The organism is Kitasatospora sp. NPDC041917, from assembly GCF_055589745.1.
This window is the reverse complement of record NZ_JBVJBI010000016.1, coordinates 179,754-196,343: the sequence shown is the minus strand read 5'-3', so window position 1 is coordinate 196,343 and position 16,590 is coordinate 179,754. Positions and strand designations below refer to the sequence as shown.

The following is a 16,590-nucleotide window of genomic DNA, read 5'->3' as shown; positions in this document are numbered from 1 at the left end:
CTGGTGCGCGTGAGGCGCCGGGTTGGCGAATTCCGTCAAGCCCGCAGGTCCGGCTTTGCGTCAAGCTGGGCTTTCCTTCACGTGGTTGAGACCACCTCATGTACGGAGCCGGTGGCGATCGAGTACCGTCCTCGTCATCGGAGTCGTCGGAATCACTGGAACCGTCGGCAGTCCCTGCGACCGGCCGAGGACGACCCGCCCGGGGAGGCAGCCGTGCAGCGCAACCGTGTGGTTCCCGCGGCGGCGGTGCCGGCACCGCCGACCGGCCGGGGGCAGGACGCCTGGCGCGAGTTCGGTGCCCGGCTGCGGCACTGGCGGCGCCGGGCCGGACTCACCCAGGCGCAGCTCGGCGCCGGGATCGGCTACGACCACACCGCGGTCAGCAAGATCGAGCACGGCGCCCGCCGGGTCACCCCCCGGGTCGCCGACCGGATCGACGAGCTCCTCGGCGCGGAAGGCGAGTTGAGCGCCGCCTGCCAGCGCGCCGAGAGCGCCGAGCTGTGCGTGCTGGACGCCCTCTCACCCGCTCTGCTCCGACCTCCGCTGCCGGGCGGGGCGGCGCCCGGCGCGCCCGTCCCGCCCCCGGCCCCCGCTCCGCTGCGACTGCCGGACTACGGCCTGCTCTGCCCGCTGCACGGCGCCGAGGGCTGCGCGGTCCCCGAGGCCGGAGAACTCGTCGCCCTGCACGCCGAGTTCTGCGCCCAGGAGGGCCTGGCCGACCCGGCCGCCGGGCGCCCGCTGGACGACGTCACCGCGCACGCCCTGACCGGGCTGCTCGCCGCCCACCTGCGCTCCGGCGAGACCGGCGACCGGCCGGGCCTGGCCGCCGCCGTGGAGCGCACCCTGCACGCGGTGCTCGCCCGGCTCGCCGGTGCCCCCGCCGCGCAGCGCGGTCCGCTGGTCCGGCTGGCCGCCGAGCACGCCCACGCGGCCGGTGCGCTGCGGATGCAGGACGGTCGCAACGCCACCGCGATGGCCTGCTACGACCGCGCCCTCACCTGGGCCGGGCTGGCCGTGGACCGGGCCACCCAGGTCGGCACGCTCAGCGACATGAGCGTCCTGGCCCGGTTGGACGGCGACCCGGTCGCGGCGCTCGGCTACGCCCGCGAGATCGAACGGGTCGCTCCGGACCGGCACTGGGCCGGCGCGATGGGCCGGATCAGCCGGGCCCGGGCGTACGCGCTCACCGGTGACGTGCGGGCGACCGTCCGGCAGATCGGGCTGGCGCGGGCGCACCTGGACCACATCGGCGCGGAGGACGAGGTCGACGTGCCCTGGCTCTCGATCGCCTCGATGCGGATGCGGGTCGAGTCCGCCGCGGCCGCCGCGCTGCGCGACCTGGCCGCCGCCACCGACGACCCCCGGCTGGCCCGCCGCGCGCTGGACGCCACCGAGACCGCCCTCGGCCTGCTGGGTCCGGACCAACTGCCCTCCAGCCGACTGCTCTTCATCGTCCGGGCGGCCGACTGCCACGTCTGCGCGCACGACCCGGCGACGGCCGTCGAACTGCTCGGCCCCGCCCTGGAGGCGACCGGCGTGACCGCCCTGCCCGCGCTGGTCGAGTACGAGCTGCGCGGTCTGCGCGACCGTCTCGCGGCGCACGCGCCCCGTGCCGCACACCGGTTGGCGGAGCCGGCCCGCTCCTGATCGGGCGGTGCTCCGGGGGCCGCGGCGACGGCCGCCCGTTTGGCTGGATCAGGTGGCCGCGCGGGGTGGCGCGGAAGGGGCGCACACCAGCGCCCGCAGACCTGGACGGATGCGGTCGCACGCCGCCAATTCCCACACCTTCTCGAAAATGCGCCCCCTTCACGCCGTACGAACGTCAACTTCGTGAGCGTATAGTCCGCCGATCGGGTCATTCATGGAGTTAACACGTCGAATGACTGTCACGGCGCGCGTCTGCCGCTAGAGTCTCTGACGTTTCCAGTCGTTAGTCCGCGAAGAACGGGGGGCGCGTGCTGTCAGCCATTGCCCGCCGGCTCGCCCACCCGCTGCTGCTCCTGGGCGTGCTGTGCACGGCCGTCGCGACCCTGCACTTCCACTGGGCGCCGGACCGGGTCTCCCCGCTCTTCCTGGTCGCCGTCCTCGGATACCTGGCAGTCCTGGAACGGGTGATCCCGTACCGGATCGACTGGCATCCGAGCCGACGCGAACTCGGCTGGTACAGCGTCTACTTCGTGCTGAGCATGGTCGGCGGAGCGCTGGCCCAGGGGCTGGTGGCGACGCTGGTGGAAGTGCTCGGCCCGGCCCACCCGGCGCTGCCGTTCGCGATGGAGATCCCACTCGCGCTGCTGGTCGGCTCGCTCGGCGACTACCTCGTGCACCGCTGGTCCCACCGCAACCGGTGGCTCTGGCGGCTGCACGGGGTGCACCACGTCCCGGACAAGGTGAACGTCGCGAACAACGGCGTGAATCATTTCCTGGACGTGCTCGTCGCACAGTCCGTGGTCCAACTGTCGCTGGCGCTGATCGGATTCTCGCCGGATTCAGTGTTCGTGGTCGGAATATTCGTCCTGGCTCAGGGGTATTTCGTCCACGCCAACATCGAAGTCCGAATCGGCCCGCTCGGCCACGTCCTGGCCGGGCCGGAACTCCACCGCCTGCACCACAGCACCGACCTCGCCGAAGCCGGCCACTACGCCTCCGACCTCTCGCTCTGGGACCACGTGTTCGGGAGCTTCACCTGGCGGCCCGGCAGGGTACCGAAGGCTGTCGGCCTCACCGACCCGGCCGCGTTCCCCACCACCGGGGAGCTCGGTGCCACTCTGCTGCACCCCTGGCGCCGGGCGAAGACCACCGAGCAGTCCGTCTGAACCCCGGCCCGAGCGGCCGCTCCCACTTGCCCGTGTCCCCGGCGCCACGCCATCACCCCCGGATTGGACCATGACCTCCTCGCCCTTCGCCGTGCCCCGCGAACGCATCGCGATCACCGGTATCGGCTGCCGCCTGCCAGGACACGCCAACGACCACCGGTCCTACTGGAGCAACCTGATCGAGGGCCGGGACTGTCTCGCAGAGACGCCCGCCGACCGCTACGACACCGGCACCCTGGGCAGCAGGGACCGGGCCAAGCCGGGGCGGCTGATCGGTGGCCGGGGCGGCTACATCGACGGCTTCGACACCTTCGACCCGGACTTCTTCGGGATCAGCCCGCGCGAGGCCGAACACATGGACCCGCAGCAGCGCAAGCTCCTGGAGGTCAGCTGGGAGGCCCTGGAGGACGGCGGCCTGCGCCCCGGCGAACTGGCCGGTCGCGAGGTCGGCGTCTACATGGGCGCCTTCACCCTCGACTGGAAGATCCTCCAGTTCGCCGACCTCGACTTCGGCACCATCGCGGCGCACACCGCCACCGGCACCATGATGACGATGGTGTCCAACCGGATCTCGCACTGCTTCGACTTCCGCGGGCCCAGCGTCTCGATCGACACCGCGTGCAGCTCCTCGCTGGTCGCGGTCCACCTCGCCTGCCAGAGCCTGCTCCGCGGCGAGACCGAACTCGCCCTGGCCGGCGGGGCGTTGCTGCACATGGCGCCGCAGTACACGATCGCCGAGACCAAGGGCGGCTTCCTCTCCGCGGACGGCCGGTCGCGCGCCTTCGACGCCTCCGCCGACGGCTACGTCCGGGCCGAGGGCGTCGGCGTGGTCGTGCTCAAGCGGCTCTCCGACGCGCTGCGCGACGGGGATCCGGTGCACGCCGTCATCCTCGGCACCGGCGTCAACCAGGACGGGCGCACCAACGGCATCACCGTCCCCAGCGCGGACGCCCAGGTCACCCTGATCGAGCGGGTCTGCGCCGAGGCCGGGGTGGTGCCCGGCAGCCTCCAGTACGTCGAGGCGCACGGCACCTCCACCCCGGTCGGCGACCCGATCGAGGCCGCCGCGCTCGGCCGGGTGCTCGGCATCGGCCGCCGACCCGGGGACCGCTGCTACGTCGGCTCGGTCAAGACCAACATCGGGCACACCGAGGCGGCGGCCGGCGTCGCCGGGCTGATCAAGACCGCGCTCGCGATCAAGCACCGCCGCATCCCGCCGCACCTCAACCTGGAGCGGCCCAACCCCGGCATCGACCTGGACGCGCTGCCGTTCGAGATCCCGACCGTCCCGGTGGACTGGCCCGAGCACCGGGGGCCGGCCCGCGCGGGCGTCAACTCCTTCGGCTTCGGCGGCACCAACGCCCACGTGCTGCTGGAGGAGCCGCCGCGGCCCGATCCCGCCGCACCGGTGGCCGGGCCGGTCCGCTCGGTGCTGCCGCTGAGCACCAAGGACACCGCCGCACTTCCCGAACTGGCCGACGCCGTACGGCAGGAGCTCGCCGGCGGGACCACCCTGGCCGACCTCGGCCACACCCTGGCCCACCGCCGCCAGCACCTGCCCGAGCGGCTCGGGGTGGTCTACTCCACCCGGGAGGACCTGGACGAGGCGCTGGCCGCGTACGCGCGCGGCGAGGAGCACCCGCGAGTGGTCCAGGGCCGCGCCCGGGAACGCCGGCAGCGCCGGCTGGCCTGGGTGTTCACCGGTATGGGACCGCAGTGGTGGGGCATGGGCCGTGGGCTGTACGAGCACGAGCCGGTCTACCGGGAGGCCGTGCAGGCCGTCGACCAGGAGATCCGCGCGCAGGCCGGCTGGTCGCTGCTGACCGAGCTGGGCCGGGACGAGGCGGACTCCAGGATGGCCGAGACCTGGCTCGCCCAGCCCGCCAACTTCGCCGTCCAAGTGGGGCTTTCGGCGCTCTGGCGGAGCCACGGCCTGCGCCCCGACGCGGTGGTCGGCCACAGCACCGGCGAGGTCGCCGCCTTCCACGAGGCCGGGGTGTACGACCTGGCCGACGCCGTGCGGGTGGTGCTCGCCCGCAGCCGCCTCCAGCAGCGCCTGGCCGGCAGCGGCACCATGCTCGCGGTCGGTCTGCCGGAGGCCGAGGCCGAGCGCCGCATCCGCCCGTACCGCTCCCGGATCTCGCTCGGCGCGATCAACAGCCCCTCCGCGGTGACCCTGGCCGGGGACGCCGAGGCGCTGGCCGAGCTGGCCGAGGAGCTGCGGCAGCAGGGCGTCTTCGCCCGCCTGCTGGACGTCGAAGTCCCGTACCACAGCGTGCGGATGGACCCGATCCGGGACGAGCTGGTGGCCGCGCTCGCCGTCATCAAGCCCCAGGAGGCGCGGCTGCCGCTCTACCTGACCGCCCGCGAGGGGCTCGCCCGCGGGCCGGAGCTGGACGGCGAGTACTGGTGGCAGAACGTCCGCAACCCGGTGCGCTTCCGGGCCGCCGTCGAGCGGATGGCCGAGGACGGCCACGGACTGTTCCTGGAAATCGGCCCGCACCCGGTGCTCGGCCACGCGATCCGCGAGTGCGCGGAGCGGGCGCACGTCCTGCCGTCGATCCGCCGGCAGCAGGACGAGCCCGAGCGCCTCGCCCGCAGCCTCGCCGAACTGCACACCCTCGGCGTCGAGTTGAGCTGGGACGCGCTGCACCCGGCGGGCCGCCCGGTACCGCTGCCGGCCTACCCGTGGCGGCGCGACCGGTACTGGGTGGAGCCCAAGCCGGTCGAGCAGGTCCGGCTCGGGCAGCTGGACCACCCGCTGCTCGGCCGCCGCACCGCGAGCGCCCAGCCCGGCTGGACCGTGGCGCTCGACCCCGAGCGGCTGCCCTACCTGACCGACCACCGGATCGAGGGCCAGGTCGTCTTCCCCGCCGCCGGGTACCTGGAGATGGCCGCCCAGGCCGTCCGCACCCTGACCGGCGGCACCGAGGTGACGCTGGCCGAGATCGAGCTGAACCGGGCGCTGTTCCTCTCCGAGACCGAGCCCGTCCCCGTCCAGCTCGGCTACGCGCCGGAGGACGCCCGCTTCACCATCGCCTCCACCCCCGCCGGCGGCGAGCCCGCCGTGCACGCCGGCGGCCGGGTCCGCACCGGCCAGCGCCGCGGCTACGGCCCCGCACTGGACACGGACGCCCTCCGGGCCCGGGGGCGACACCTCGACGGCCCGGACTGCTACCGGCAGCTGGCCGCGCGCGGCTACGACTACGGGCCCGCCTTCCAGGCCATCGCCGAGGTGTGGGCGGGCCCCCGCGAGGCGCTCGCGCGGATCCGGCCGACCGCCGAGCTCGGCCCGGACGCGGCCGACCACCACCTGCACCCGGTGCTGCTGGACGGCTGCTTCCAGACCCTGCTCACCACCCGGCTGGAGGAGCCCGAGGGCGGCAGCGTCCGGCTCCCCGTCTCGATCGCCGAGGTCCGGCTCGACGAGATCGGCGACCGCCCGCTGTGGGTGCACGCCACCGTCACCCGGGACAGCGGCGAGGAACTCGTCGGCGACCTCGCGCTCTACGCCGAGGACGGCACCCCGGTCGGCCGGGTCACCGGCTTCCGGGTCGCCGACGTCGCCCAGGCCCCGGCCTCCGTCGGGCTGGCCACCATCGACGGCTGGCTCACCGAGGTCGACTGGGTGGAGGCCGCCGCGCCGGCCGTCGACGGGACCCCCGGCGACCTGCTGCTGTTCGCCGACGAGGGAGGCCTCGCCGAGCGGCTGGCCGCCCTGGCCGCCGGCCGGGGCGCCCGCTGCCACCTGGTCCGGCCCGGCACCGAGTACCGGCACGGCGACGGACACTCGACCGTACGGCCCGACTCCGCCGAGGACGTCCGGCGACTGTTCGCCGACCTCGACCCAGGCTTCGCCACCGTCGTCCACCTCTGGAACCTCGACCAGCCCGCCCTGGCCGCCACCACCGCCGACCGGCTCGGCCCGCTCGCGACCCTCGGCGCCTACTCCCTGATCGCCCTCGCCCAGGCCCTGCCCGCCGCCCGCCCGGACGGCCGGCTGCACATCGTCACCCGGGGCACCCAGCCCGCCGCCCCCGGCGACCGGGTCGAACCGCTCGGCGCCCCCGCCTGGGGCATCGGCCGGGTGCTGTGGCAGCAGGAGCTGGTCGCCCAGCGCGGCACCCTGATCGACCTCGACCCGGCCGTCGACGCCGCCGACCAGGCCGAGGCGCTGCTCGCCGAACTCGCCGCCCGGGACGAGCAGGAGATCGCCCTGCGGTCCGGCGGCCGGCTCACCAGCCGGCTGCGGCAGGCCGAGGGCCTCACCCGCCCGCTGCCGCCGGTCCTGCGTCCCGACGGCAGCTACCTGGTCACCGGGGCCTTCGGCGCCCTCGGCCGGCTGCTCTGCCGCACCCTCGTCCGGCGCGGCGCCCGGCGGCTGATCCTGGTCGGCCGCACCGCCCTGCCCGAGCGCTCCGAGTGGGCGTACACCGAACCGGACACCCCCGTCGGGGAGCGGATCGCCTTCCTGCGCGAGCTCCAGGCGCTCGGCGCCGAACCGCTGCTCGCCCCGATCGACGTCACCGACGAGGCCGCCCTCGCCGACTGGCTCGCCGACTACCGGCAGCGCCAGCTCCCGCCGATCCGGGGCGTGTTCCACCTCGCCGGACAGGTCAGGGACACTCTGCTGGCCCAGATGGACCGGCCGGCCTTCGACGCCGGCTACGCCCCCAAGGTGATCGGCGGCCACCTGCTGCACCGGCTGCTGCGGGACGAACCGCTCGACCACTTCGTGCTGTTCGCCTCCGTCGCCTCGCTGCTCACCACCGCCGGCCAGACCAACTACGCGGCCGGCAACGCCTTCCTGGACGCCCTGGCCCACCACCGCCGGGCCGAGGGGCTGCCCGGGCTCAGCCTGGACTGGGGCCCCTGGGCCACCGGCATGATCGAGGAGCTGGGCCTGGTCGCCCACTACCGCGACGCCCGGGGCATGAGCTCGCTGCCGCCGGACGCCGGAACGGCCGTCCTGGAGCGCGTCCTCGGCCAGGACCGCGCCCAGCTGCTGGTCGCCACCGTGGTCGACTGGCCGACCTTCCTCGCCTGGTACCCGGCGCCGCCGCCGCTGGTCGCCGACCTGGCGGCGAGCGCCGCCGAGCAGGCCCCGGCCGAGACCGGAGGCTTCCTGGACGCCTACCGCGCGGCCGACCCGCAGGCCCGCCGGGAGCTGGTCGTCGAACGGTTCACCGCCGCCGCCGCGGCCGTGCTGCGGATCGGCGCCGAACGGATCGACGCGGAGACCAGGCTCGGAGCCCACGGCCTGGACTCGCTGCTCGCGATGGAGCTGCGCGCCCGGGTGCACGGCGAACAGGGCGTCGCCCTGCCGGTGGTGGCCCTGCTCAGCAACGGCACCGTCGGCGACCTGGTCGACCTGCTCACCGAGGGCCTGGCCGAGCGGCTCACCGCCGACGGCGGCCCGGCCGAGGCCGAGGTCGAGCTGTACGCCGACGAGTCCCGCTTCCCGCTCACCCACAACCAGCAGGCGCTCTGGTTCCTGCGCCTGCTGCACCCGGACGGCTTCGCGTACAACATCGGCGGCGCCGTCGAGGTCCGCGCGGAGCTCGACCCGGAGCTGATGTTCGGGGCCTTCCGCCACCTCGTCGCCCGGCACCCCGAGCTGCGCGCCGCCTTCACCGCCGAGGAGGGCCGCCCGGTCCAGCGGATCCGGGAGGAGGCCGAGGCCGACACCGGGCTGTTCGACGTGGAGGGCCGGCCGTGGGAGGAGATCCACGACCTGATCGTCCACGAGTACCGGCGGCCGTACGACCTCGCCGAGGACCCGCTGGTGCGGCTCAGGCTGTTCCGGCGCGGGCCGGACCGCTGGGTGCTGATGAAGGCCGTCCACCACATCGTCTCGGACGCGATCTCCACCTTCACCTTCATCGAGGAACTGTTCGAGGTCTACGAGGCGCTGCGCCAGGGCCGCACCCCGGAACTGCCCCCGGTGCCCGCCCGCTACCTGGACTTCCTCAACCGCCAGAACCGCTTCCTGGCCGGGCCCGAGGCGCGGCGGATGCTCGACTACTGGCGCGGCCACCTGCCGGCCGAGATGCCGGTGCTGGCCCTGCCCACCGACAAGCCGCGCCCGGCCGTGCAGACCCACAACGGCGCCTCCGAGTTCTTCCAGCTGGACGCCGAACTCACCGCCCGGGTGCACGAGCTGGCGCGGGCCAACGGCGCCACCCCGTTCATGGTGCTGCTCAGCGCCTACTACCTGCTGCTGCACCGCTGGTCCGGGCAGCCGGACATCGTGGTCGGCAGCCCCGTCACCGGCCGCACCCAGGAGGAGTTCGCCTCCGTCTACGGCTACTTCGTCAACCCGCTGCCGCTGCACGTGAGCCTGGCCGGGGAGCCGACCGTGGCCGAGCTGCTGGGCCGGGTGCGGGAGAGCGTGCTCGGCGGGCTGGACAACCAGGAGTACCCCTTCCCGCTGCTGGTCGAGCAGTTGGGCCTCCAGCACGACCCGAGCCGCTCCGCGGTGTTCCAGGCGATGTTCATCCTGCTCACCCACAAGGTCGCCGTGGAGCGCTTCGGCTACCGCCTGGAGTACATCGAACTCCCCGAGGAGGAAGGCCAGTTCGACCTCACGCTGTCCGCCTACGAGGACCGCGCCGACGGCTGCTTCCACTGCGTCTTCAAGTACAACTCGGACCTCTTCGAGCCCGCCACCGTCCAGCGGCTGGCCGCGCACTACCGCAACCTGCTGGACGCCATGACCCGCGCAGCCGAGGACGAGCCGGTCGGACGGCTGCGGATGCTCGGTGACGCCGAACGGCGGGAGATCCTCACCGGATTCAGCGGCGCCGACCGCCGGATCGAACACGACACCCCGGTGCCCGAGCTGATCGCCAAGGCCGCCGCCGAACGGCCCGAGGCCGTCGCGGTGGTCGCGCCCGGCCGGGACGGCGTCCGCCGGCTGACCTACGGCGAACTGGAGCGCCAGGCCCAGCGCACCGCCGTGAGACTGCGCGAACTCGGCGTCGGCGAGGGCTCGGTGGTCGCGGTCTGCCTGGACAAGTCGCCCGAGCTGATCACCACCCTGCTGGGGATCTGGCGGGCCGGCGCCGCCTACCTGCCGCTCGACCCCGGGCACCCGGCCGACCGGCTCGCCCACCAGGTGACGGACGCCGGAGCGGCGCTGGTGGTGGTCGACCAGCGGCGCCCGCTCCCCGCCGACCTGCCCGCCGAGCCGGTCACCCTGGAGGAGCTGGACCGGCCGGTCCTGGGGGGCGCCGTGCCGCTGCCCGCCGCCGACCCGGACCGGCCCGCCTACCTGATCCACACCTCGGGCTCCACCGGCCGGCCGAAGGGAGTCCGGGTCGACCACCGGAACCTGGCCGCCGTCACCGCCGGCTGGCGCGCCGAGTACCGGCTGGACACCGAGGTCCGGGTGCACCTCCAGATGGCCGGCACCGCCTTCGACGTCTTCTCCGGGGACTTCGCCCGGGCGCTCAGCACCGGCGGCACCCTCGTCCTGGTCGACCGCGAGCTGCTCTTCGACACCGCCCGGCTGTACCGGGTGATGCGCGAGGAGGCCGTGGACGGCGGCGAGTTCGTGCCCGCCGTGGCCCGCGGGCTGCTGGCCCACTGCGAGCGCGAGGGCCTGACGCTGGACTTCCTGCGGCTGCTGATCGTCGGCTCCGACTCCTGGAAGGCCGCCGAGCACCAGCGGGTGCGCGCCCTGTGCGGCCCGCGGACCCGGCTGGTCAACTCCTACGGGCTGACCGAGGCCAGCGTCGACAGCACCTACTACGAGGGCGCGACCGAGCAGCTGGAACCCGGCCGGATGGTGCCGATCGGCCGGCCGTTCCCGAACAGCACGGTGTACGTCCTGGACCCGTACGGCGAGCCCGTCCCGGTGGGCGTGCCCGGCGAGCTGTGGATCGGCGGCGCGGGCGTCGCGGCCGGCTACCCCAACGACCCGGAGCAGACCGCCCGGCGCTTCGTCACCCTGGAGCTCGACGGCGCACCCGCGCGGCTCTACCGCACCGGCGACCTCGGCCACTGGGACACCGCCGGCACCCTGCACCTGCTCGGCCGCATCGACAACCAGGTCAAGGTCCGCGGCCACCGGATCGAGCTCGGCGAGATCGAGGCCCATCTCACCGCCCGTCCGGAACTCGCCCAGGCCTGCGTGGCGGTCCGCCAGGACGCCCGGGGCGAGGCCGCCCTCGCCGCCTACGTGGTGCCCGCCGAGGGCACCGTGCTGGACCGCCGCGAGCTGCGCCGCCACCTGGCCGAGCACCTGCCCACCGTGATGATCCCCTCCTACCTCACCGAACTGCCCGCCCTGCCGCTCACCCCGAACGGCAAGGTGGACCTCGCGGCCCTGCCCGAGCCGAAGGCCGACACCGCCGGGGCCCAGCACGAACCGCCCGTCACGCTCTACGAGACGAGGGTCGCCGAGCACTGGCAGAACCTGCTCGGCCTGGACGAAGTCGGCCTCCAGCACGACTTCTTCGAACTCGGCGGCAGCTCGATCCGGCTCATCGAGCTGATCCACCACCTGCAGAGCGAGTTCAACATCAGCATCCCGGTCGGCCTGCTGTTCAAGGTCACCACCCTGCACGGCATGGCCCGCACCGTCGAGCAGATCATCACCGGCGAGGTGGCCGGCAGCGAACCCTACCTCTGGTTCAACGCCGCGGCGCCCGAGGACCGCACGGTCTTCTGCTTCCCGCCGGCCGGCGGCCACGGGCTGGTCTACCGGCAGCTCGCCGCGCACCTGCCGGAGCACCGGATCGCCTCTTTCAACTACCTGACCGGCGACGACAAGACCGCCCGCTACGCGGACCTGGTCGAGGAGCTGCACCCCGCCGGGCCGTACGTCCTGCTCGGCTACTCGCTCGGCGGCAACCTCGCCTTCGAGGTGGCCAAGGAGCTGGAGCGGCGCGGACGCACGGTGGCCTCGGTGCTGCTGGTGGACGCCTACCGGGTCACCGAGGCCTTCGACCTCGGCGAGGAGCACCTGGCCGTCTTCGAACGCGAACTCCACGAGCACCTGCACCGCCACACCGGCTCGGGGATCGTCGCCCGGGAGACCATCGAACAGGCCAGGGACTACCTGGAGTTCAGCAGCCGGACGCCCAACACGGGAACCGTCAGGGCCCAGTTGGACGTGGTCTGCGAACGCGACCGGCTCTCCGTGCACGTGGGCGGCGAACCGGGCGCCTGGCACGGCGCCTCCACCACGGGCACCGCGGTGTACGTCGGGCACGGCGCCCACGCCGAGATGCTCGACGGGGACTTCGCCGCCCGCAACGCCGAACTGGCCGGCGCCATCCTGGCCGGGGGCACCGCCGATGTCCTCGGCTGACCGCGGGCCGGACTGGTCCACCAGGGAACGGGCCGCCGGCGGCCCGCCCCGGGTGATCGTGATCGGGGCCGGCCTGGCCGGCCTCGCCACCGGCTGCTACGCGCAGATGAGCGGCCTGGAGACCCGGATCTTCGAGAAGCACGTGCTGCCCGGCGGCTGCTGCACCGCGTGGTCCCGGCACGGCTACCTGTTCGACTACTGCATCGACTGGCTGATCGGCACCGCCGAGGGCACCGGAGCGCACCAGGTCTGGAGCGAACTCGGCGCCCTGGACGGCAAGTCGGTGACCCGCTTCGACACCTTCAACCGGGTGGTCGACGAACACGGCCGGGCCGTCACCTTCTACGGCGACCCGGACCGGCTGGAGGCCCACCTGCTGGCCCTCGCGCCCGGCGACGCCAAGCCGATCCGGGCCTTCTGCCGGGACCTGCGCCGCTACGCCGCGATCGAGCTCCCCTGGGACCTCACCCCGCCGCCGCTGCGCACCACGGCGGAACGGCTGCGCACCCTACGCACCGTCCTGCCCGCGTTCCGGCTGTTCTGGCGCACCGCGACCACCCCGATGAGCGGCTTCGCCGAGCGGTTCCAGGACCCGCTGCTGCGGCGGGCCTTCCCCAACATGTTCCTCCAGGAGCCCGAGGGCTTCCCGCTGCTGCCGTACCTGTACACCCTGGCGGCCGCCCACAACGGCAACGCGGGGTTCCCGGAGGGCGGTTCGCTCGGGCTGGCCCGCTCGGTGGAGGAGCGCTACACCTCGCTCGGCGGGGTGATCGGCTACCGCTGCCGGGTGGAGCGCATCCTGATCGAGGACGGGCGCGCGATCGGAGTGGAACTCAAGGACGGCTCCCGGCACTTCGCCGACCACGTGGTGGCCGCCTGCGACGGTCCGACGGTGCTCGACCGGCTGCTGGAGGGCCGGTACTCCAGCCCCGCCACCGAGAAGCTGTACGGCGAACTGCTCGACAAGCCGGGCAACCTGTACCCGGCCGTGGTCTCCGCCTTCGTCGGCGTCGACGGCCCGCTGCCCGAGGGCGAACCGCACAGCACCACCTACCTGCTGTCGCCCGAGGACGGTGCGCGACTGCCCGGCTCGCTCCAGCGCAGCCTGGTGGTGCAGCTGCGCTCCACCTACGCGGACGGCTTCGCCCCGCCCGGCAAGTCGGTGCTGCACTGCACCTACTTCAGCGACTACCGCTCCTGGAAGGACCTGCGGAGCAGCGACCGCCGGGCCTACCGGGCGCGCAAGCAGGAAGTCGCCGCGTTCGTCCGGGAGTTCCTGGAGCGGACCTACCCCGAGCTCGGCCCGCGGATCGAACTCGTCGACGTGGCGTCGCCGGTGACCACCGAGCGGTTCACCGGCAACACCTACGGCAGCATCCTCGCCTGGCAGGCCTTCTCCGAGGCCGAGGACGCCGCCAACCGGCTGGTCAACCGGGACCGGATGCGGCTGCCCGGGCTGAGCGGCTTCTCCATGGCGGGCCAGTGGACCTCGCTCGGCGGGCTGATCCGGGCCGCCACCAGCGGACGGTTCGCCGCGCAGTACCTCTGCCAGGAGCTCGGCCGGCCGTTCCGGGCCTGGCCGAGCGACAACCGGGAACCCTGGCACGCGGGCAAGTGGGGCCGGCTGCCGCAACTCGGCCGGGCCACCGTGGGAGCGCCGGAAGTGGGAGTGGCGGAGTGAGCGGGACGACGACCGGCGGCCGGCAGAGCATGGTCATCATCGGCGGAGGGCTCGGTGGCCTGTCCACCGGCTGCTTCGCGCGGATGAACGGCTACCGCACCCGGATCCTGGAGATGCACGAGATCCCCGGCGGCTGCTGCACCGGCTGGGACCGCGGGGAGTTCACCTTCGACTGCTGCATCAGCTGGCTGCTGGGCAGCGGCCCCGGCAACGAGATGCACCAGATCTGGCTCGAACTCGGCGCGTTGCAGGGCAAGCGGATGCGCAACTTCGACGTCTTCAACGTGGTGCGGACCCGGGACGGCGGGGCGGTCTACTTCTACTCCGACCCCGACCGGCTGGAGGCCCACCTGCTGGAACTGGCCCCGGAGGACGCCCGGCAGATCCGGCAGTTCTGCGCGGGGCTGCGCAAGTTCCGTCTGGCGCTGGCCCGTTACCCCTTCCTCAAACCGGTCGGGCTGATGGGCCGGTGGGAGCGGACGCGGATGCTCGCCTCCTTCCTGCCGTACTTCAACGTGATCCGGCGCTCGATCACGGTGCTGATGAGCGACTACTCGGCGAAGTTCAGGAGCCCGCTGCTGCGCGAGGCCTTCAACTTCATCCTGTACGAGAAGCACCCCAACTTCCCGGTGCTGCCCAACTACTTCCAGCTCGCCTGCCACGCCGGCCAGTCGGCCGGGGTGCCGGAGGGCGGCTCGCTGGGGCTGGCCAACTCGATCGAGCAGCGCTACCTGCGGCTGGGCGGCGAGATCACGTACAACACCAAGGTCACCGAGGTCCTGATCGAGGGCGACCGGGCGGTGGGGGTGCGGCTGAGCGACGGCCAGGAGGTGCGGGCCGACATCGTGGTGGCCGCCTGCGACGGCCGGACCACCATGATGGACCTGCTCAAGGGCCGCTACCTGAGCGACACCTACCGCCGGCTGTACACCCAGACCATCACCGAGCCGGGCATGGTCTTCCCCGGCTACGTGACCGTCTTCCTCGGCCTGCGCCGGCCCTTCCCGGCCGGGGACCCGTGCACCACCTACCTGCTGGAGGACGAGGTCGCCGAACGGCTCACCGGCATCCGGCACCCGAGCATCAACGTCCAGTTCCGCAGCCGCCACTACCCGGAGCTGTCGCCCGCCGACACCACCGTGGTGTACGCCAGCTACTTCTGCGACATCGAGCCCTGGCGGGAGCTGAGCACCGGGCCGGAGCAGGAGCCCCGGGTGCGGCGCGGCGAGGAACTGCACACCCTGCCGGTCGGCCGGGGGCGGGAGTACCAGCGGCAGAAGCGCCGGGTGCGTGACGCCATCGTCGAGTTCCTGGACGGCCACCACCCCGGGCTCCGGGAGGCGGTGGCCGTCAAGGACGTCTCCACCCCGCTCACCCAGGTCCGCTACACCGGCAACTACAACGGGACGGTGCTGGGCTGGCAGCCCTTCGTGGAGAGCGGCGAGACGCTGGAGGAGGAGGTCAAGCGCAACGGCCCGGGGCTGCCCGGCCTGGCGAACTTCTACCTCTCCGGGGTCTGGGCGACCACCGGCGGACTGATCCGGGCGGCGGCGGCCGGCCGGCACGTCGTCCAGTTCATCTGCCGGGACGACGGCAAGCCCTTCACCGCGGAGGTGGACGACAGCGCACCGCTGCCCACCGTGCTCATCGAACCGGTCGGCCCCGCCGACCGCCAGTTTGGAGTCACCTCGTGAGGATCGAGAAGTGGGTCGTCGGGGAGCACGTGGACGGCGTGCCGGACGTCGAGCGGATGTACCGGAAGGTCGTGGAGGAGCTGGACGTCCGGCTCGCGGCGGACGAGATGCTGCTGCGCACCCGGTACGTCTCGGTCGACCCGTACCTCCAGGGCATCGCGCTGGACACGCCGATCGGCGACCACATGGGCGCGGACTCGATCATGGAGGTGCTGGACGCCGGGCCCGCCGCGCGGTTCGCGGCGGGCGACCTGGTGCAGGGCTTCGGCGGCTGGCGCAGCCACCTGGTCAGCAACGGCGCGCCCAGGCTCTGGCAGACCGGGACGTTCCCGATGGTCTTCCCGGCCTTCCGCCGGCTGGACCCGGCCGACTACGACGAGGACCTGCCGCTGTCCACCGCGCTCGGCATCCTGGGCGGGCCCGGGATGACGGCCTGGGGGACGGTCGAGAAGTTCCTGGACGTGCGCCCCGGGTCGACGGTGCTGGTCGGTGGCGCCTCCGGGGCGGTCGGCTCGCTGGTCGGGCAGCTGGCCAAGCACCGGGGCGCACGGGTGATCGGGACCACGGCGTCGCCGGAGAAGACGGCGCGGCTGTGGGAGCTGGGCTTCGACGGGGTGTTGCTGTACCGCGACGGCGACGCGCCGGAGCGGCTGGAGAAGGAGCTGGCCGAGCTGGCCCCGGGGGGCATCGACCGCTACTTCGACAGCCTCGGCGGGACGCTGACCGACGTGGTCTTCGGCATGCTCGCGGTGGAGAGCCGGGTGGCCGTCTGCTGGCAGTGGGGGAGCCAGGTCGGCGGGGACTGGGCGGGGCCGCGACTGCTGCCGATGATCATGTTCCCGCGCACCACGATCCGGGGCATCTTCTCGCTGGAGTGGTTCACCGAGGAGAACTGGGCCGCCCTGCGGCGGGACCTCGGGGCGCTGGTCCGCGGCGGGGAGCTGACCTACCAGGAGACCGTGCACCGGGGGTTCGACAGCATTCCGGCGGCCTACCGCGGCCTCTACCGGGACCGGTCGGCGAGCAAGGGGAAGGTGCTGGTCGAACTCTGAGCGTGTTCGTTCCAGGACGCCCGCGGGCCCTTCG

6 protein-coding genes are annotated in these 16,590 nt (G+C 73.5%); all 6 read left to right on the top strand.

The genetic code is table 11. The features are described from left to right. The first annotated feature begins 213 nt into the window (after window positions 1–213). The 6 genes from ACZ6EM_RS21330 to ACZ6EM_RS21305 all read left to right on the top strand — a co-directional run bounded on the left by ACZ6EM_RS21330 (window position 214) and on the right by ACZ6EM_RS21305 (window position 16,556). The gene (locus tag ACZ6EM_RS21330) at window positions 214–1,647 is read left to right on the top strand and encodes a helix-turn-helix domain-containing protein (protein WP_465773005.1); all 1,434 of its coding nucleotides are present in this window, start codon (window positions 214–216) and stop codon (window positions 1,645–1,647) included. A 308-nt stretch (window positions 1,648–1,955) separates the two neighbouring features. Then, on the top strand, window positions 1,956–2,813 hold the full coding sequence (locus ACZ6EM_RS21325) for a sterol desaturase family protein (RefSeq protein WP_401049501.1): 858 nt from the start codon (window positions 1,956–1,958) through the stop codon (window positions 2,811–2,813). 70 nt (window positions 2,814–2,883) lie between these two features. Beyond that, window positions 2,884–12,129, top strand: a complete 9,246-nt coding sequence (locus ACZ6EM_RS21320) for a non-ribosomal peptide synthetase/type I polyketide synthase (RefSeq protein ID WP_465773004.1) — start codon at window positions 2,884–2,886, stop codon at window positions 12,127–12,129. Then, window positions 12,116–13,810, top strand: coding sequence for a phytoene desaturase family protein (locus ACZ6EM_RS21315; RefSeq protein ID WP_401047144.1), 1,695 nt, complete (start codon window positions 12,116–12,118; stop codon window positions 13,808–13,810). The genes ACZ6EM_RS21320 and ACZ6EM_RS21315 overlap by 14 nt, the downstream gene beginning before the upstream one ends. A gap of 29 nt (window positions 13,811–13,839) precedes the next feature. Beyond that, the gene (locus tag ACZ6EM_RS21310; protein ID WP_359898345.1) at window positions 13,840–15,504 is read left to right on the top strand and encodes a phytoene desaturase family protein; all 1,665 of its coding nucleotides are present in this window, start codon (window positions 13,840–13,842) and stop codon (window positions 15,502–15,504) included. Next, on the top strand, window positions 15,501–16,556 hold the full coding sequence (locus ACZ6EM_RS21305; protein WP_465773003.1) for a zinc-binding dehydrogenase: 1,056 nt from the start codon (window positions 15,501–15,503) through the stop codon (window positions 16,554–16,556). Before ACZ6EM_RS21310 ends, ACZ6EM_RS21305 begins: the two co-directional genes overlap by 4 nt. Window positions 16,557–16,590 lie beyond the last annotated feature (34 nt).

Coding starts and splice junctions, on each gene's coding strand:
- ACZ6EM_RS21320 (WP_465773004.1), top strand. CDS start 2,884: ATGACCTCCTCGCCCTTCGCCGTGCCCCGCGAACGCATCGCGATCACC.
- ACZ6EM_RS21315 (WP_401047144.1), top strand. CDS start 12,116: ATGTCCTCGGCTGACCGCGGGCCGGACTGGTCCACCAGGGAACGGGCC.
- ACZ6EM_RS21310 (WP_359898345.1), top strand. CDS start 13,840: ATGGTCATCATCGGCGGAGGGCTCGGTGGCCTGTCCACCGGCTGCTTC.